15 protein-coding genes are annotated in these 17231 nt (G+C 53.8%); 1 reads left to right on the forward strand and 14 read right to left on the reverse strand.

Annotated elements, in window-relative coordinates; genetic code table 11:
- Positions 1-97 precede the first annotated feature (97 nt).
- The 5 genes from QUF18_RS07450 to pdxR form a co-directional block, all read right to left on the reverse strand.
- Complete coding sequence (locus tag QUF18_RS07450) at positions 98-244, reverse strand: DUF1127 domain-containing protein (RefSeq protein WP_075656864.1); 147 nt, start codon at positions 242-244, stop codon at positions 98-100.
- Between the two features lie 759 nt (positions 245-1003).
- Positions 1004-3469, reverse strand: coding sequence for a TonB-dependent receptor (locus QUF18_RS07455; protein ID WP_289386459.1), 2466 nt, complete (start codon positions 3467-3469; stop codon positions 1004-1006).
- 286 nt (positions 3470-3755) lie between these two features.
- Entirely contained in the window at positions 3756-4709 is a 954-nt protein-coding gene (locus tag QUF18_RS07460) for a FecR family protein (protein ID WP_289386460.1), read from the reverse strand.
- Between the two features lie 379 nt (positions 4710-5088).
- The gene (locus tag QUF18_RS07465) at positions 5089-5589 is read right to left on the reverse strand and encodes an RNA polymerase sigma factor (protein WP_289386461.1); all 501 of its coding nucleotides are present in this window, start codon (positions 5587-5589) and stop codon (positions 5089-5091) included.
- Positions 5590-5740: 151 nt separating this feature from the next.
- Positions 5741-7264 (reverse strand): MocR-like pyridoxine biosynthesis transcription factor PdxR, encoded by a 1524-nt coding sequence (gene pdxR / locus QUF18_RS07470; protein ID WP_289386462.1) that lies wholly within the window; start codon positions 7262-7264, stop codon positions 5741-5743.
- An 80-nt stretch (positions 7265-7344) separates the two neighbouring features.
- Here pdxR and QUF18_RS07475 point away from each other — a divergent pair, with 80 nt between their 5' ends.
- The gene (locus tag QUF18_RS07475; RefSeq protein WP_289386463.1) at positions 7345-8526 is read left to right on the forward strand and encodes an MFS transporter; all 1182 of its coding nucleotides are present in this window, start codon (positions 7345-7347) and stop codon (positions 8524-8526) included.
- A 260-nt stretch (positions 8527-8786) separates the two neighbouring features.
- On the opposite strand, the gene QUF18_RS07480 is transcribed toward QUF18_RS07475, so the two are convergent.
- From QUF18_RS07480 to QUF18_RS07520, 9 genes are all read right to left on the reverse strand, one after another.
- Complete coding sequence (locus QUF18_RS07480) at positions 8787-10058, reverse strand: SAM-dependent methyltransferase (protein ID WP_289386464.1); 1272 nt, start codon at positions 10056-10058, stop codon at positions 8787-8789.
- A 491-nt stretch (positions 10059-10549) separates the two neighbouring features.
- Positions 10550-11038, reverse strand: coding sequence for a DUF2059 domain-containing protein (locus tag QUF18_RS07485; protein ID WP_289386465.1), 489 nt, complete (start codon positions 11036-11038; stop codon positions 10550-10552).
- A 129-nt stretch (positions 11039-11167) separates the two neighbouring features.
- Positions 11168-11908, reverse strand: a complete 741-nt coding sequence (locus QUF18_RS07490) for a hypothetical protein (RefSeq protein ID WP_289386466.1) — start codon at positions 11906-11908, stop codon at positions 11168-11170.
- Positions 11909-12288: 380 nt separating this feature from the next.
- Positions 12289-12531, reverse strand: coding sequence for a DUF2274 domain-containing protein (locus QUF18_RS07495; RefSeq protein ID WP_289386467.1), 243 nt, complete (start codon positions 12529-12531; stop codon positions 12289-12291).
- On the reverse strand, positions 12528-13808 hold the full coding sequence (locus QUF18_RS07500; RefSeq protein ID WP_004883119.1) for a TraB/TrbI/VirB10 family type IV secretion system protein: 1281 nt from the start codon (positions 13806-13808) through the stop codon (positions 12528-12530). The genes QUF18_RS07495 and QUF18_RS07500 overlap by 4 nt, the downstream gene beginning before the upstream one ends.
- 2 nt (positions 13809-13810) lie before the next feature.
- Positions 13811-14803, reverse strand: coding sequence for a P-type conjugative transfer protein TrbG (gene trbG, locus QUF18_RS07505; RefSeq protein ID WP_004883112.1), 993 nt, complete (start codon positions 14801-14803; stop codon positions 13811-13813).
- Complete coding sequence (gene trbF, locus QUF18_RS07510) at positions 14800-15504, reverse strand: conjugal transfer protein TrbF (protein WP_004883108.1); 705 nt, start codon at positions 15502-15504, stop codon at positions 14800-14802. Before trbF ends, trbG begins: the two co-directional genes overlap by 4 nt.
- Positions 15505-15533: 29 nt before the next feature.
- Positions 15534-16898 carry a P-type conjugative transfer protein TrbL gene (gene trbL, locus QUF18_RS07515; protein ID WP_004883106.1) on the reverse strand — a complete coding sequence of 455 codons (1365 nt, stop codon included), beginning with the start codon at positions 16896-16898 and terminating at the stop codon, positions 15534-15536.
- Complete coding sequence (locus QUF18_RS07520; RefSeq protein ID WP_004883103.1) at positions 16895-17221, reverse strand: hypothetical protein; 327 nt, start codon at positions 17219-17221, stop codon at positions 16895-16897. The genes trbL and QUF18_RS07520 overlap by 4 nt, the downstream gene beginning before the upstream one ends.
- Between the last annotated feature and the right edge of the window lie 10 nt (positions 17222-17231).

Here is a 17231-nt window from a genome sequence, read left to right on the forward strand (position 1 = left end):
ACAATGAATGACCGGTTGGGAGGAGGGAGACCGGTCTTCAATCGAACCTGAGTTGGGAGGAGGAGGGAGGCTCAGGTCCGATATCTCGGGAATTCTATTAGCGCTGAGCTGCCTTGCGAGCCACAAACGGAATTTCTGCAGGCAGGATGCCGAGATCATTCAGTTCGCGTGTTGAGAGGCGGTTCAGTTCGTTTACTGTGCTGCGGTAACGGCGCCAGTTGTTGTAAGAGCGGATCAGGTTCATGTTTCTCACCTAGAAAATTTTATGTCGTTGTTTGTTGAGTTGTATATAGCCCTGTTGATCCGAAATGAGCAGAGACAAATTTGCATAGCTGCGTTGCTTATTCATGCTGGTAAAAGGTGCCATCAGGCATCAAATTGTCATAATCATCGTTTTAAGTAGAAAACTTGCCGAAAAAGCTCTGTATGCAGCCCTGAAGCGGCCACAATCCCTCTCAAATTTTCATAAGACGCGTATTTTCAATAAAATAGCGCAGAGCTATGCCGGCAGCCCTGATACGTGACCTGATGTTTCTTTCAGGGTTTTTGCATGTATACTTCAGATCTGATGCGTTCACATGAGCGCCTGTGCGAGCTTCCAACGGCAAAATCATTTAATTTTAATCGTCTGGCTTCCTGTTTCGGGCGTGACGAACAGATCACTGCGTCCGACATCAGCAACAGAATAGAGTTTGAATTAACAAACTATGCCCGGCTCAAATGAGTTCATTGAGCCTTCGCGAATATGCAGGACGTAAAAGAATCTAGAGCGAGTATCATGCGTAAGATTAAACACGCTCTAGATTCTTTGGTTTGACGCATTGTCATGTCATTCAAGTGCCTAACTTGAATGTGAAATGCTTTGGCCTTTTATCATCGTAAAATTTTACATTGAGATAGGTAATGCAGTGTTACGTGATATTCGGAACAATGACGCCCTCAATGAAATAAGGTGCATGCATAATAAAAAGACAACACTCCGGTTTTGTCACTGGCAATGCAATCAGAAACGGGCTGTTGCGCTTAAGCGTAGAGTACGACCCGGTGAGGGGGTGAGCGCTTCGCTGATTGCATCGAGATAGTAAAGATCGAAAATATTCTCAATGCTGGCATTGAAGGAGAGGTTTTTATTAACTTCATAGGACATGAATGCATCATAAACCTGATAAGAGCGCCATTCACTTTGCACAGTGCCCACGCCGCTGCGCTTGACTGCACGCTCACCAGAGAAATTAACGCGGCCGCCAATTGTCAGGCTCTCATCCAGAAAGCGTGCCCCAACGGTCAGCAATCCACTGTAAAGCGGAGGAACATAGGTGCCCTGATAGTCGTCAGGCGGGGTGTTTTCAACGCAAGTTGCAGTCGCACCTGCACGCGCTGCAAAGCAATATTGGACATCTGTGTAGTGATTTAAATTCGCATCGGCAAAGAACATGCCGGTGTCATAGGACATCGAGAGTTCAACACCTTTGAACTTCGCTCCGTCAATATTGGCGTAAACTCTGTAATTAAGAGGCAGCCCCGTGCGATTGCCATAGGATCTGATGATGTAGTCGTCATAGCTATTATTGAAATAGGCTAGCTTAAAACGGAGCTTGTCATCGTCAAGTAACAGATTATCGCCAAGATAATTGAGGCCTATCTCATAGTTTTCTGAGCGCTCCGGTTTTAGGAACGGGTTAGGTTCGATAAGGCCGGGCATGGTGAAGACCGTTTCACGCACACTTGGGGGACGCCAGCCCTGAGCATAATTTGCAAAAAGCTGGAATCCATCCAACGGCTCGACAGTCACGCCAAGTCTTGGGGTAAGGCGTGTCCCATCAAGACCTGCAACAGGGTTTTCTTTACTGTCATCTGATGTTTTATATCCCTGATAGCGCAGACCCGCGTTGAGGGTTAGCCAGTCGGCAGGTTTATAATCTATATTGGTGAAAACTGCACCCACCGCGCGCGTACCTTCCATCCCCAAATCCGTTCCCGGATTTTGCGAGACCTTTTCATAGGAGTAGGAAGCGCCGTATTTAATATCGAAGATACCTAAACTTGTATCGATGTCAGAGGCATTGGAAATTTCCACGCCGGTCGTGTCAGTTTTGGTGTCACTGGGAGCGCCATTCAGAACTTCGATTGCAGCCCAGTTGTCTGACAAGCGCGTATGCCAGATATTCGCCTGTAAATTGACGAGATCATTATCCTCGGGGTTCCAGACGTATTTGGCTGTGTACATATCCGATTTGGCCCGGCTAAGATTAGCCTGATACGGAGGAGAGCTAAGGATAGAAGCGGGGTTATTCATATCCCCGTATTCTTCACCATAGGTACTGTCATACCGGACGTATCCGAGTTCAAGAGACTGGTCGTTTTCGAAATTAAACTTACCCTTCAACAAGACAGATTTCGTATCCTGTGAAGTGTTGAATATTTCGCTGCCCGGCTTGTAAGCGGACATTGGCCCCCAGGAGGATCTTCCGCCGAAGGTGAAGCGCTTTACAAGTTTTTCTCCGTTTTTGCCTGCAAAGTAATTGCCGTTACGCCGATAAGCAAAGGCACCAACCAGTTCATAGTCTTCGGTTTTGGTCGCAACAGCAATGCTGCCGATATGGCTGCCACTATTCAGCCAGTCATTACCACCAAAACGCGGAGACAGAGTGTTCGGCGGAACAATATAAGACCCTGGATTGATGCTGTTTCCGGCAATGCCTCCCTTAATTTTTATGCCATATGCTTTGCCGTTAATGATGATATCATCAGCATTGATCGTGCGCATATTAACAACGCCGCCCATAGAGCCACTGCCTAAAGCGCCGGAAGGAGGACCTTTTTGTATCTCAATGCCGCCGATAAATTCCGGATCAACAAAAGTACGGCTCGTCATGCCTTTATAGCCGCGATAGGTGGAGGAGTTTTGCTGGGCACCGTCCACCAGTGTGGCGACACGGTTCATGCCTTGTAATCCGCGGATATTTACATCCAGAGCCTGCCCTGTACGATTGCCTGCTGAGAATACACCGGGCGCACTACGCAATATATCGCCGGTGCTTGAAGGTGGCACAATCTGGATTTGTTCTGCGCTGATATATGATGTGGATCCGGCAGTTTCATAAGGGCGGTCTGAATTGCTGATGCTCCCGCCACTGATCGTGATTGTCTCTAGCAGAAGGGCGCCGTCAGGACCTGCTTGTGCATTTGGGGCAGATGCAGCAGCGCTGGTGATTGTCACAGTATTTGCATTTGTAAAACTAAAAGACAAACCCGTGCCCTGAAGCAACTTTGATAATGCCTCCTCGCGGCTCATGGTTCCGGACAGACCGCGCGAGACTTTACCGCGCACGAGATCTGCAGGATAAAGAACCTGAAGATCAGAACGGTCGCCAAAGCTGGAAATTACAGCGCCCAATGATCCGGATGGTATAGAGTAGCTTACATTATTTTGTTGAGCATAGGCGGTTGAAACAACCGGATTGCCCATTTGAATTGCAGTTGTTGTTAATAAAATGAGCCATAATTTTCCGACATTGGTTCTACTCTGACGAGACGCTCTATCCGCTATTTCCATCCGCATGGCTCTGATCATTCTCCTGTCACTACATCGCTTGCAGGCATAAGAATGCCCCTCACATACAAAGACGAGTCTCGACAGCGGGCACCTCACCATCAAAGTTGAAAATAATTATCATATTTAAATATCTGTTTTGGAGAGTCCGTTGATGGTGATTGAAAATTGCATTGTCAGCGTCAGAGAGCGTCAGAGAGCGTCAGAGCGGGCTTAAAATCACAAGATAGCGGGTGAGTTCGATTGTACGGACAGGCAATGTATTGCGGATGGCATCAAGCACACCATCAGGATTTTTTATGTCAAAGATTCCGCTGACCCGCATGTTTAAAAGATTGCTGTCAGCGACGCGGATGGTTCCGCTGCGATACCGGTTAACATCGGCGAGAACCTGCCTGAGCGGCCGGTCTTCAAAAATCAGTTTGCCTCGCTTCCATGCGCCCTCGGCCTGAGCGTCAGCGGGACTGACTAATCCAAATCCCGCGGCATTAAACGTGGTGAGTTGTGCGGCATTGATGATCCGCTGCGTATTATTGGGAGCGATGACAGAGACGGAGCTTTCCTCAACCCAAACAGTGACGTCTTCATCCCATGCATGGACGACAAAACGTGTGCCTAAGGCCGTCACGCTGCCCCCTGCGGCTGTCACGGTAAACGGGCGTGAATTATCGCCGGCGACATCGAAGAAGGCGCGCCCGCGTAACAATTTTATTGTGCGGGTTTGGTTGGTGAAGTCGATTGCTATCGCTGTGTCTGCATCCAGATCAACTGTTGAGCCATCAGAAAGTGTTACGCTGCGTAACTCGCCTGTTCCGGTGGCATAATCACTGGACAGAAAATCAGGCGGCGACACGACGATAAGACCTGCACAAGCTGCAATAGCAGCACTACCGGCAAGGAAAGCGCGCCGCGTGTATATAGGGCGTTGATGCGGAATATGTTGCGCAATTTTTTTTCGAGGGTCAGCAATACAATCCAGATCGCACCAAATTTCACTAAGTGCCCGATATTCAATCTGGTTTTTTGGGTTTTCGGCCATCCACTCGGCATGCTCAGCTTTTTCGGCGTCAGTCACATGACCTGAGTTAATACGGACGAACCAAGCTATCGCCTGATCGCGGGATTTTCTGGCGCTGTTGTCCTTTGTATCAACCATTGTGATTGCCGGTTACTTTCTTATGCATGTTTGAGAACACCAGAACGGTTACGTCCGGATTGGATCGCCGTACTCGCTCTGCTTTCTTTCAATTATCGCATTGTCAAATGCTCTAGTCGCCGAAATGCGTTTTTTACAAAAACAGTCTGAATTTGGTGGATTTTATGCGTTTTATGTTTGCAACTGCATTTATGACGGCTGGGGTTCAACCGTCAAATCCAATCTATTAGAGCATAATTTCACCTTAAACTTGGATCAGTTTAAGGTGAAATTATGCTCTCATTTTAAAGTGTTAGAGCGACCTTTGTGTGCCAAGTATGGCACACGGCGCTCTAGCTTCGCATTACCTCACCTTTCTTGTGCAGGACATGCCCATGAATCAATCAATGAGATCACCAAGGCGATCTCTGCAATGCGCCAGCGCTTTCATAATCAGCTTTTCAACAGCACTTTTGGTAATCCCCAGTTTCTGGGCAATTTCTCCATGGCTCAAGCCATCAAACTTATGCATTAAAAAGACTTCTTTTTGCCGTGCAGGTAGTGTTGAGATTACCTTTTCCAGTAACTCAAGTCGTTGCCGGTAGTCAGTTATATGTTCGGGATCTGGCGTTTCATCAGCAATATCGAATATAATGGCGGGTTCGATGTACTGGCCGTGCACCTTTCCTGCCCGAAAATGATCCTTGGCGAGGTTATCCGCAATACGAAACAAATATGACCGGCTGTTATTGATATCCGAACTGGTCCGGGCGCTATGAGCGCGCAAAAATGTATCCTGCGTTATATCTTTCGCAGTTTCTGGATCATATCCGCGTCGCCTGAGAAAGCGCGTAATTTCCCTTGCGTGCCTTCTAAAAAGATCTTGAAGATCCCAATTCATGACAATTTTCGCCAATGCCGTCAGCTCATCTGGGAGCCGCTTAATAGAAGTTAGCCACTTAGCACTAAGTCTGACATTTATCAGCATATAATATGAAAATATTACTCATGTATTTTTAGTGTCATAACTCAAAGCTCATTTGCGGAGGGTGTTACCTCGCTTTGTGCTTTGTTACGCTGTCAAAAACGCGCGCCAGACGTGCTGTTGCGATTTCCGCTTCTTTCGGTTTCAGACCTGAAAAACCCAGTAATAATCGAGGTTCCGCTGCGGTGAAGATATGCATCGGTGAAACTGGAATAACGACAACCCCGCCTTTCATTGCGGCGTCAGCCAGCGCGCAGTCGTCGTGCCATGTGCCTGTGCTTTTCACGGTGAAATGAATGCCCTGTTCGGGAAGCGGAGCAATCAGGTGGTCGGAAAGCCGTTCCTTCAATAACATGGCAAGATTATTACGTGAGGCGCGATAGCTTTCACGCAGGCGGCGCAGATGAGAGGCGAAATAGCCCTCGTTGAGGAAATCGGCGACGACGTGCTGGTGTAGCGGAGCCGGAAAGCGATCCATGATCGGGCGTATAGCACGGCAAACGGGAACGAGATCACTCGGGACAATCAGGTAGCCGACGCGAATGCTTGGCAGCAGCGCCTTACTGAAAGTGCCGGCATAGATGACACGCCGCGTCGTATCGAGACCTTGCAGCGAAGCGATCGGATGGCCGTCATAACGAAATTCACTGTCGTAATCGTCCTCAATGATCCAGCTGCCGCGTTCTTCTGCGAAGGCGAGCAGCTCCAGTCTGCGGGCAAGCGGTAGCGCAGAGCCTGAAGGGTATTGATGCGAGGGCGTGACGTAGATTGCCGCCGGTGCTTTCCCGTCATAGGCGGCAAGATTACCTGTAATCAGGCCTTCATCATCGACGGGGAGTCCGGTGACTTGAGCGCCGTTGAGCACGAAGGCGAGCCGCGCTGGTGGGTAGCATGGATCTTCCACCATCACGGTTTCGTCAGGTGATACCAATACACGGATAATGAAATCGAGCGCTTGCTGGGTTCCTGAGGTGATGAAAATCTGATCCGGTTCACAGCGCACACCGCGTGAGGCAGCAAGATGCGCCGCAATCGCCTGACGTAGCGATACCTCGCCTTGCGGGTCGCGATAAGTGTCAGTGGCATAATCAATATGGCGATAGGTGAGGCGTTTCAGGAGACCTGCAGTACGCGCATCATGAACCACACGGCCGGTGGAGAAGGCGACCTGAGGCGGTGGAGCCAGATCTGTTTGCATCGCGCGCATCGCCGCCACAGAAATGCCGCGCCGCTTGGTCGTGCGGGTTATACCGCGTGCCTTGTCGCTGCCGATGAGCATCGCAGGTAATCCACTTGCGATATAGGTGCCTGAGCCGTGCCTGCCGACAGCATAGCCTTCTGCGATCAGCATTTCATAAACCTCGGTGACAAGGCCCCTTGAAAGGGACCATTCCAATGATGCCAACCGTGTTGAGGGCAGTCGGTGATCTGGCTGGAGCAAACCTGAAACAATACCGTCACGAAGCTGCAAATAGAGCTGGCGAACAGCAGGAACAGACGAGGACGCGTCTATCACGGGCAGAAAGCCGGCCGCGGCACTCTCCCGCCGCAAGGCCTTTGCAGGCTGGTTATTGGTCGAAGTGGTTTGCATAGGTTGCTCATAGTGGCTCTGGAATTTTAATTCATTATGGATTTTTATAAAGCCACTTTCAACAATGGTTTTATAGTCTCATGCGCAAGTCTGCAGCTCCCTTCCTTTTCGCTGGTGCGATGCTCGCCGCTGCGGGTTATGGTGCCACTTTTCTTTTTCCAGCTTATTATCGCGCTCATGGCGGCAGCGATGTTGATGCCGGACTGACGCTTGGTGCGGCCATGGTTGGCACTTTTACCGGCGTGCCGCTGATCGGCTGGTTCTCAGGCCGCATTGATGCGGCGCGGATGAGTGCAATGGCCATGGCTGCTGTGGCTGCCGGTTTCGTCTTGCTCGCTTTTGACGTTGGCGGTCTCAGTCTGCCGTTGATCTCCGGCTTTACAATCGGGCTTGGGTGGGGGATGTTCTACATCGGCGCGCCAATGGCGCTTTCCGAGCGGGTGACGGATGCGGACCGGGCTTTTTGGTTCACCCGCTTTGGCGCTTTCCAGATGGCGGGTATCGGTGGTGGTCCTGTTATTCTCAACCTTGCGATGCAGGAAATCGGCCTCTCGGTAGAAAGTACATTTCTGCTCGTGAGTATCGGCTGTCTGGCAGCATCAGTGCTGCTATGGATTTTTGGTTCACTAACACCGGGATTAGAACGCACATCAGCCCTTCGCCCTTGGGTTCGTCAGATCAAGGTCATTGCCTGTAGTCCGTCGATCCGGCCAATTCTAATGGTGGCGCTCGGCGCCTGCGTTTTCTCCGGCTTAATGACATTTCAGTCGTCGCTGGTAAAAGGTACGACGGCCAATGTCGCCTCATATTTTGCTGTTTATGGTGTAGCTGTCGTTGCTGCCCGCTTGTTGCTTGCCCGATTTCTCGCCGCGTTGCCGCAGGTGCAACTGGCGGTGGGGCTGCTGATTTCCATGGCGCTCGGTGTTGTTGCGATGTTCGGCGTCACCATCCATCCGGCCTTTCAGATTCTTTCGGCGGTGCTGACCGGAATTGGCTACGGTCTCGTCTATTCCGTCATTCAGACATGGGCGGTGAATAATACAGAGCAGGAATATCGCCACGCTGCACTCACATGGTTTGTGCTATCATATTTTATTGGTATTTTCGGTTTTCCGCTCGTCGGCGGGTGGGTACTTGTCTATTTTGGACGGGAGGCCTTCCTTGGCATATTGCTCGTCGCGGCGCTCGCCGAACTCGCGATTGCAGCGAGCATCATCCTGCCGCAGACTTCGGCGCAGAAAGCTGAGGTGCGGGCGCGATGACTGATAAAAGATTGAGCGGTCTACGGCCAACTTGAAAGTGAACTGCTCTAGAGGGCCGGTACTCTCTTGGGCGCACAAAGACCGCTCTGACACACTATATTTACAGCATAATTTTACTTTTAACTGCTTCAAGTTTAAGGAATTATTCTTTAGTGGATTGAATTTGACATTTGACCCCGAGCAGCACAAATGCTGTTTTAACCATCAAATTTGCAGATCCTTTGACTGCATTGTGTTGCTAGTGGTCTTTTCAACACTGATTAAAAATCAGCATAAATATCAGCACGGGTTTGCGGCACTGCCACAAGGGACCGACTGCGTTTAGAAGCTAAAGTTTGATTGATCTGAACGGTTCCCCGCTTAAACGCCAGAGAACAGCCTGCCAGATAAAGGATCCATAAGCGTGCTTTCGCATAACCAATTTCCGCTGCGGCCTTGTCAAAATTGGCATAAAGTTTTTCATGCCAGAGCTGACAAGTTCGCCCGTAGTGTTCACGCAGGTTCTCAACATCGTGAACTTCGAAACCATGTCCTTCGAGATTTTCAACGGTCATACCTAAATGATCTAATTCACCACCTGGGAAAATATATTTGACTAATGCGAGGTGTTCGGCACTCTTTCGCTTAAAAGCCTTTTGGTTCTTTTTCATCCGGCGGGTGATTGCATGATGCATATATAGACCACCCGGACGCAAAAGCCGGTTTACCGTTGAAAAATACTGATCGTAGTTTTCAATGCCAACATGCTCAAACATGCCAATGGACGATATTTTATCAAACTTATCATCAAGTTCCGTATAGGATTTGATATGAATAGTAATTTTATTCTCAAGGCCGAGTGCTTTGATCCGCTCGCGCGCGAGCTTTGTTTGCGCTTCTGACAAAGAGACGCCTGTCCCCGTAACGCCAAAATTCTGCACTGCATAAATAAGCAGTGCTCCCCAGCCGCAGCCGATATCCAAAAGACGGTCGCCCGACTTGAGGCGCAGTTTACGACAAATTAGTTCAAGTTTATCTTTCTGCGCCCGATGAATATCATTATCCCAGTTTGTAAAATAACCGCAGGTATAAACCATGCGCTCATCAAGAAATAATTTATAAAACGCATTGGACACATCGTAATGATGCGAAATTGCATCTTTATTGGAGCCGCTTACAAAAGGGGCTTTGCCATCAATTGCTTGCGGTACAGCCGGTTTACCAGCAAATACCAGTGCCGGAAGATCTTTCAATAGTTTCCATTTTGGTAAGTCTTTAAGTTTTTGCTTGAGCTTGCCGTCAATTTTCGTATTGGCGACATCAAAAATCGTACCATTTTTAATATCAATACGTCCCGATACCCAAATATCAATCAGAGTATCATAATTTGGCTTCAGGATCATTTGCCGAACAATCGTCGGATCATTGATGACAAGTGAGGGGCCGTCATAGTTCCCTATGCATGTACCGTCCCATAGTTCTACATTAATTGCGGGGCGCAGCGTTTCAAGAACCGTTCGTATGATACGCACTGATCTGGCTTCAGCAGTCATTCAAAACTCCCTGATCCGAGTAGGAAAATTTATTGACAGAATTCTCAAGCAAGTTTGTATTATGTTAATAATGATAGGCTGTTTTTAAGTAATAGAAGTATTGTTCAGGCTTGGTTGTATTTGTTTTCGTAAGTTTGCTTAGTGATAAAATAATACTTTATTCTATTATGTAGGCGGATAAGAAATATAAATTAGCGAACGAACGATGCTCATGCTGTTCCGATGGGAATTATGAGATAAGAACTTAAGCCTGTCATCAGGGAATATGAAATAAGTGTAAGTATTCGCGAAAGCGTTAGCATGATGTACAATTACAAATGATGCTATGACTCTATTGTACTCGCTCACATTTCCATAGTTGGTCGCATTGAGGAGGCGATATGGGGTCGGTTGAGCCGGAAATGCCGCAGATCAGATGAAAATATTTTAATCCGGCAGCGAGCGAAAACTGAATTCACTCACTGCCATTGATCCGACTTGTAATCGCAGAACTAGTTAATGGAATTCAAAAAGCTTTCCCAGCTTTCTGACCAGTGTTGGCGGCTTTTTTCATCTGCTGAACGGACATTACAGGTCTGCAGATCGCTTTCCGGTATGTCTTTTTTGGTGGCTTCGCATACCCAGATGTCGTCTTTCTCAGGAGTGAAAGACGCAACAAAGCTAACGATTTTATCATTCTTAATGCCGAGCAGAATATCAAAGTCTGACTCTTCATTGTTCAGCGCCCAGGAACACAGCTTGTCGAAATCGGGACGATTTTCAGTTGGAGCATCGCAAGCTGCGATCCCTTTAGGGCTCAGCTTTTCCAAAAATGCTTTGCCAGCAGCAGAGGTGACAACAAGATCGGCATCCGACAGAGTACTGATTGTTTTTACAGCCCAATCCGCAGATGCCGGTGTTTCTGCTACAGCCGAACCGGCAGCCATAACGCCCGCTGCCAAGAGAGCAGAACGAAGAATTCGTGTTGAGTTTTCAAGCATTTATTTTGCCCTTATAGCAATATTTGGCTGTATTTTAGCAGGTACAATGATTGCAAATCCGAAACGCCAATAAGGTTTCGGATTCAACTGAAATAACGTCACATGAGAAATGAAATGCTGGCACGGTGTTTAACATTCAGGAACACGTGACTTGCCTTCAAGCTGAAACTTGCCGTCGGCTCCGCGTTTATAAATTTCCTGAAAACTTTCTGTTCCGCTATATGAAACTGTCAGGCTGCGGCCTTTTTCTGCATCCGTAATTTCACCGTCATATTTAATGGCTTTTTCTTCGCTGCTAGCATCTGACATGTGCAGGGGAATACGAGCAATTTCGACAGGCTTGCTCTCGGTAAGTTCTGTCAGAATGGCATACGTGCAGGAACGTCCCTGCCATGTCCCACCTGCTTCCGTATAGAGAACGGGTGCATCAGCAATATTGGCACTCCAGCCCCAGCGGATGGCTGGATTGCCTACAACGCCGGTCATGCCAACATCCATCCACTCACCCTTCAGCGTATAAGGATATTGTGGCGCTCCCGCAGAATGTTCCAGATAGTGAACAGTGTTAAGACCGGAACAGGCCTGACTGGTACATTCATTCGCGCCGGTGCTGATCAGCGCAACACGTGTGTCGCTGAGGGGAATGAAGGCTAAAGGAACAAAGCTGAACGTATCTTCTCCGATTGTGCGTTGTGCCTCGCTGCGCTGAGCATTTGGAAAAGCGACCTCAAAAGCAGCAGGCGTGCCGGCAGGTGCAATATCACGGTTCACATAGTCTACATTGAACAGAGATTTTTCTGATGCTGCCAATGCAGGGATTGCAGCAAACATGGAGAGGCTGCAAACGAGCGCAATATTACGATATTTCATTAACTTCAGCTCCAATATTAATTGGTTTTGGCAGTAATTTTATTAGCTACGAATTGAATAAACAGGGTTCGCTTGCCAAGCGCAATAAAAAATGTCCGCAGTCAAGCGATTGTTGAAATCAGCCTGATGGCCGGAAGTCTATATGGGGTGCGGGTTTGGCTCTACTTCGGGCCGCCTTGCGGGGCTGTGGCGTTGTGGGCTGGGAGCCACATAGGAGCTTCGCGGTAGAAAGCCCGAGCGTGCTGCATCGGGGGCGGTTGCCTGCAGGCGGTAGCCGCGTTTGGTCTTCATAGCCCAATCGGTCGCCGTCCTCCAGAATGAAGAACGCGCAGCCTTGGGCTGCGCGTTTGAGGGATGGCCGCCAGCGGAAACCGGCATCATCAGCTTGGCTTCGGCGGCGCGGCCTTGCCCGGGCCTCCCTTCCTGAATCCCCGATCTCCGACCATGAAGGCTTCTAGCATGTGCGGAATTAGCACCGTGGCATCGACCGCCTCGCCGTAGGTCTGCGCGTGCAGCGTAGCGTAGCGGTCGAGGTCGGCTTTCAGGCTGGCCGGGCAAGCAAAAGTCAGCTTCGTGGATTCCGTTTTCGGCAGCGGCCCGAGCCGTAGCTTGCGCGTCGTCATCGCGAAGTCCCCCTGTTGAAGAAAAGTGGCTGGTACGGCCGCAGCACCAGATCGCGGTTGACGATGATGCGAACCGGCAAGCCGGGGCGCTCCGTCAAGGTGGGCTGGATGTTGAGGTTGCGCCGGGTCATCTCCTGACCGACCTGATTGATGCTGTCCTGGGCGCTATCGCGGCCGGCGATGATGACGCGATCACCGTCCTGCCGGTTCTCCGGCGCAGCCAGTTCGGCACCGATGCCCAGTAGCGTCGTCAGTGCCGCACCGGCAAAGACGCGATCCCAATGCCAATCCACATCATCTTCCAAGCCGGCGTAGCCGGCCGGATCGGTGCCGGCCAAGTTGTCGAGCTTGAGCGAAGACGTGTCGGGCAGGATGATCCGGTTCCACACCACTTGCACGCGGCTCTGCCCGTAGCTGACCTGGCTGTTGTATTTGCCCAGGATGCGTGACCCCTGCGGGATCAGCAGGAACTTGCCGGTAGCCGTGTCATAGACCGGCTCCGTCACTGTGGCGATCACATCGCCCGGCAAGTCCGACTTGATGCCCGTCACCAGCGCCCCGGCGACCACCGTTCCGGCCATGACCTGATACGGCGACGCCGGCAGCGTCAGGTTGCCGGAATCACGGGCTTCCGTGGTTCCGGCTTTCTGGAATGCCTCTTTCTGGTCTTGCCGGTTCTGCACGGCGGTCGGGTCGGCGGGCTGGGCCGCCGTCGACGCAGGCCCGGCCGCCAGCGGGTCGAAGGCCGCATTGGCGGTGAAGCCCGGCGCAGCGGCTACCTGTGTCTGCGCCACCGGCGCGGCCTTCTGCGAACCAGAGCGGAAGAACACCGCCGATGCCGCTGCTGCTTCGGCTTCCTTGCGCAACGCGTCGTTGGGGTCGTTGCCGGGGGCCGCGTAGGCGGCCGTCACCGGCTGCTGCGACTTCACAATGGCCGGGCCAAGATCGCCTGGCAGCGGCGGCCCCAACTCCGGCACGGATGCCGCCAAGGGGGGCGGCAGCTTCGAGTAGTCCGCCGGCAGCGCGTCCAACCCTTCGGACTTCGAGACGCGATCGACGTTGTAAAGCTCGGTCTGCTCGCCTGCACCGCGCCGCTGCGGTTGCAGCGACCACATCAGCGCGCCGAGCACAGCGACCGAGAGACCGCCGACGAGGATGGCCAGCGTGCGCCGGTTCAGGCGCGTGACCGGGCGCGGTTGGGCGCGCAGCGCAACTGCCTCGGGTGCCACCTTGCCCGCATGCGGCGTGGCGAGGTCGGGAGTGTCGTCCTGGCTCATGGTCAGTTCCTCCGCGCCAAGCCATCCGTGCGTTCGATACGCACCACGTCACCCTTGTCGCCGCCCAGGCGCAGTTCGGCCGCGCCGAACAGCCGATCCACGATGTAGTAAGGCGAGCGAAAACGGTAATTCACCAGTTGTCCGTCGCCCTGCGCGCCGATGACGAACAGCGGTGGCAGCTCGCCTTGGGCGATTCCCGGCGGGAACTGGATATAGACCTTCTCGCCATCGTCGAAGGCGCGCAGCGGCTTCCACGGCGGATTGCTGCCTGAGACGGAATATCGGAAGCGGATCTTCTCCAGCGACAGTCCGGTATCGACCGGTGCGGCGGCGCTAGCCGCCTGCGACTGGCGCTGCAAGGCCAACATCCGGTCTTTTGGGTAGTCCCAGGACACCGACGCCATCCATGCCTTTTCCGTCGAGGTCAGTTCCAGCAGGTATGTTCTGCGACTGGTGGTGATGACCAAATTCGTCTTGAGGCCTGAGCGGATGGGCTTGACCAGCACATTGATGCGCATCGCGTCGCCGCTGCCGCTGGACGTGTCACCGACGATCCAGCGCACGGTATCGCCGGCTGCGACCGTCACTAGTTCCTCGCCCGGCTGCAAGGAAACCACGGTCACGCGTCCCGGCGCGGCATAGACTTGGTAGAGCGCACCATCGGTGAAGGGCCACACCTGAATCGCATTGACGTAGCCCTCGCGCGTGGGCGCGATGCGCGCCTCGGCATTGGCACGGGAAACGCGCACCTTCTCATCGGCCGGCTCCGGCTTAGCCGGGGCCGCGTCCAACTCGTGCAGCGGCTTCAACTGCGCTGGCAGCGCCAGCGGCTCGGGCATGGCGACGACTTCCACTGGAGCAGGCGGCTCCGGCAGCGGCTGTGCCTGCACCGGCTCATCGAGCGAAATGGACGGAGGCGGCTTGCCCTGCGAAGCGCAGCCCGACAGGGCCACCACGGTCAGCGCGAAAGCGTATAAGCGGAAAGACAGGTTCATGGCTTGGCTCCTTCAGAAGAATCCAGTTCGCGGCTCCACGACAGGCCGTTGACGTAGATACCCAGCGGGTTCTTGCGCAGGCGCTGTTCGGTGCGCGGGGTTTGCAGGACGGTGGAAAGCACCGCGTTCCATCGCTCGGTCCCGGCGGGGGCACCGTTGATGAACCGTTGCTCCGTCCAACGGACGTTGAACGAGGCATCGCTGGCGCGTACCACGCTGGTGATCTGCACCGTCACCGACTCGCGGCCAACACGGGCGAAAGGATCGTTCTTGCTGGCGTAGTCGTTGAGCACCGCCGCGCCTTTGTCGGTGGTGTAGTCGTAGGCGTCCAGCCAGTTTTGCCGCACCACGATGGGATCGATAGACAGCGAGCGCACCAGCGTCACGAAGCGCGCCAGGTGGTGCGCGATCTGCGCATCGGCGGGCCGGTACGGCGTGGCGGCTTCGCCGACGGCGCGCACCTGCCCCGACTGATCGACCTCGATGACGTAAGGGGTGACGATGGACTGCGCCGAGCGCCACACCAGGCCACCGGCCATCAGCAGCGCAAGCGTGAGGCAGCCGAAGGCCATAAAACGCCAGTTCTTGGCCTGGACGCGGGCCGAGCCGATGCGCTCGTCCCACACCTGCGCGGCGGATTGGTACGGGGTGGCAGGCTGCGGCGTGTCGGCATAGCGCACCTGCGGGCGTTTGAATCGCATAGGGTTCTCCTTGGTGGTCAGGTATCGGGTCACGCATCGGGGCGCAGGCTTGGGCCTTGCCCTGAGCCGCCGCCGTCGCCACTGCGCAGCGTGTGGGCTGCGGTGGTTGCGGCATGGGTGATCTGCTGGCGGCGGTGCATCCGCTTTGCCCAGGCGGGTTGCTCTTGCTTCGGCGCGCTGGCTGCGCCTTCGCCTGCGGCGGCCTGGCCGGAACCGGCAGCGCCGACATCCGCACCGTTCCATCCTGCCCGGAAGGAGTCGGCCACCTTCTGACCGGCAGCGGAAGCGCCCGATGCAGCTCGGCGGCCTGCCGCTTGCGCGCCGGTCTTGGCGACATTGCCGAGGCCCGCAGCCGCGCCTTTAGCCCCGCCGCCCGCAGCGGCGGAACCGGCCTGGAATGCGGACTTGGCGCTGCTGGCCGCCGACGTGGCGGCGCGTGCGCCGCTCCCGGCCAGCTTTGCGGCGGCCGGGGCCATGCGTGCGCCCGCCATGACGGCACCGCCCACGCCGGTCGCGGCGGCACCGATGGCAACACCCGTGCCTACCGCGCCGACGGCAGCGCCCGCCATCGCACCCGCGCCGAGCTGCGGCGCACCGGACACAAGGCCCGTGGCGATGCCGGGGCCGAAGATGCCCAGCGCCAGCAAGGCAAGCGAAGCCAGCATCACGACAAGCGCATGGTCGATGGAAGGCTCGTCGGGATGAACCTGGAACTCCGCGAACAGGCCCGAGCCGATGCCGACGATTACCGCCAGCACCAAGACCTTGATGCCTGACGAAACCACATTGCCGAGCACCTTTTCCGCGAGGAACGAGGTTTTGTTCCAGAGCGCAAACGGGATCAAGACGAAGCCGGCAAGCGTGGTCAGCTTGAACTCGATCAACGTGATGAAAAGCTGAACCGCGAGCACGAAGAAACAGAGGATCACCACCAGCCAAGCGATGAACAGCACCACGATGGGGTCGAGGTTCACGAACACTTCGGGGAAGCCGGCCATGTCACCGATCTGGTCGAGGATCGGCGCAGCGGCGTCGATGCCGGTCTTGGCAAGCCGACCCGGCTGCAAGAAGTTCTCCATCGTTATGGCCGAGCCAGTGGCGGTGATGCCTAGCCCGGCGAACGAGCGGAACACGATGCTCGACAGCCAATTGAAGTTACCGATGATGTAGGCGAAGGCACCGACGTAAAGCACCTTGCGCAGCAGCTTGGCGATCACGTCCTCGCCCTGGCCGGTCGCATGGCTCATGGCCCAATACAGACCGGCAATGGTCATGTCGATGACAATGAGAGTGGCCGTCAGGAACGCGACTTCGCCTTGCAGCAGACCGAAACCGGAGTCGATGTAGCGCGAGAAGGTATCGAGGAATCTGTCGATGATCGTTACGTCGTTCATGGCGTGTCCTCCGCAGCGGCGAGCGACGCATCACCTTCCGGCGCGTCGTCGGTTGGCGTGTCGAAACTCGCCGGAATCGGCGGCAGTTCTGCCAGCGTCCGGTATTCGTCCGGCCCAGTCTGGCCGGTGAAGAAGCGCCGCCGGAAGGCTTCGGCAGCGGCGCGACAGGTGTCTTCGCCTGCGGTTTGCCGGTCGGCTGCGCATTGGGCGCGCAGCGCCTTGAGCCGCACGGGATCGGCGGCCAAGGTGGCGGTCAGGTCTTCAGCCGGCTGCTGGCCGCATGCGGTCAGCAGCACGGCCAGCAGGACAGGAACGCATCGCATGGCCGCCTCC

Origin of the sequence: Pseudochrobactrum kiredjianiae, assembly GCF_030362795.1 — a bacterium.
In the GTDB taxonomy this organism is placed as follows: Bacteria; Pseudomonadota; Alphaproteobacteria; order Rhizobiales; family Rhizobiaceae; genus Pseudochrobactrum; species Pseudochrobactrum kiredjianiae.

Excerpts from the sequence above, each read along its gene's own strand:
- QUF18_RS07450 (WP_075656864.1), bottom strand. The coding sequence starts at position 244 with ATGAACCTGATCCGCTCTTACAACAACTGGCGCCGTTACCGCAGCACA.
- QUF18_RS07455 (WP_289386459.1), bottom strand. The coding sequence starts at position 3,469 with ATGGGCAATCCGGTTGTTTCAACCGCCTATGCTCAACAAAATAATGTA.
- QUF18_RS07460 (WP_289386460.1), bottom strand. The coding sequence starts at position 4,709 with ATGGTTGATACAAAGGACAACAGCGCCAGAAAATCCCGCGATCAGGCG.
- QUF18_RS07465 (WP_289386461.1), bottom strand. The coding sequence starts at position 5,589 with ATGAATTGGGATCTTCAAGATCTTTTTAGAAGGCACGCAAGGGAAATT.
- pdxR (WP_289386462.1), bottom strand. The coding sequence starts at position 7,264 with ATGCAAACCACTTCGACCAATAACCAGCCTGCAAAGGCCTTGCGGCGG.
- QUF18_RS07475 (WP_289386463.1), top strand. The coding sequence starts at position 7,345 with ATGCGCAAGTCTGCAGCTCCCTTCCTTTTCGCTGGTGCGATGCTCGCC.
- QUF18_RS07480 (WP_289386464.1), bottom strand. The coding sequence starts at position 10,058 with ATGACTGCTGAAGCCAGATCAGTGCGTATCATACGAACGGTTCTTGAA.
- QUF18_RS07485 (WP_289386465.1), bottom strand. The coding sequence starts at position 11,038 with ATGCTTGAAAACTCAACACGAATTCTTCGTTCTGCTCTCTTGGCAGCG.
- QUF18_RS07490 (WP_289386466.1), bottom strand. The coding sequence starts at position 11,908 with ATGAAATATCGTAATATTGCGCTCGTTTGCAGCCTCTCCATGTTTGCT.
- QUF18_RS07495 (WP_289386467.1), bottom strand. The coding sequence starts at position 12,531 with ATGACGACGCGCAAGCTACGGCTCGGGCCGCTGCCGAAAACGGAATCC.
- QUF18_RS07500 (WP_004883119.1), bottom strand. The coding sequence starts at position 13,808 with ATGAGCCAGGACGACACTCCCGACCTCGCCACGCCGCATGCGGGCAAG.
- trbG (WP_004883112.1), bottom strand. The coding sequence starts at position 14,803 with ATGAACCTGTCTTTCCGCTTATACGCTTTCGCGCTGACCGTGGTGGCC.
- trbF (WP_004883108.1), bottom strand. The coding sequence starts at position 15,504 with ATGCGATTCAAACGCCCGCAGGTGCGCTATGCCGACACGCCGCAGCCT.
- trbL (WP_004883106.1), bottom strand. The coding sequence starts at position 16,898 with ATGAACGACGTAACGATCATCGACAGATTCCTCGATACCTTCTCGCGC.
- QUF18_RS07520 (WP_004883103.1), bottom strand. The coding sequence starts at position 17,221 with ATGCGATGCGTTCCTGTCCTGCTGGCCGTGCTGCTGACCGCATGCGGC.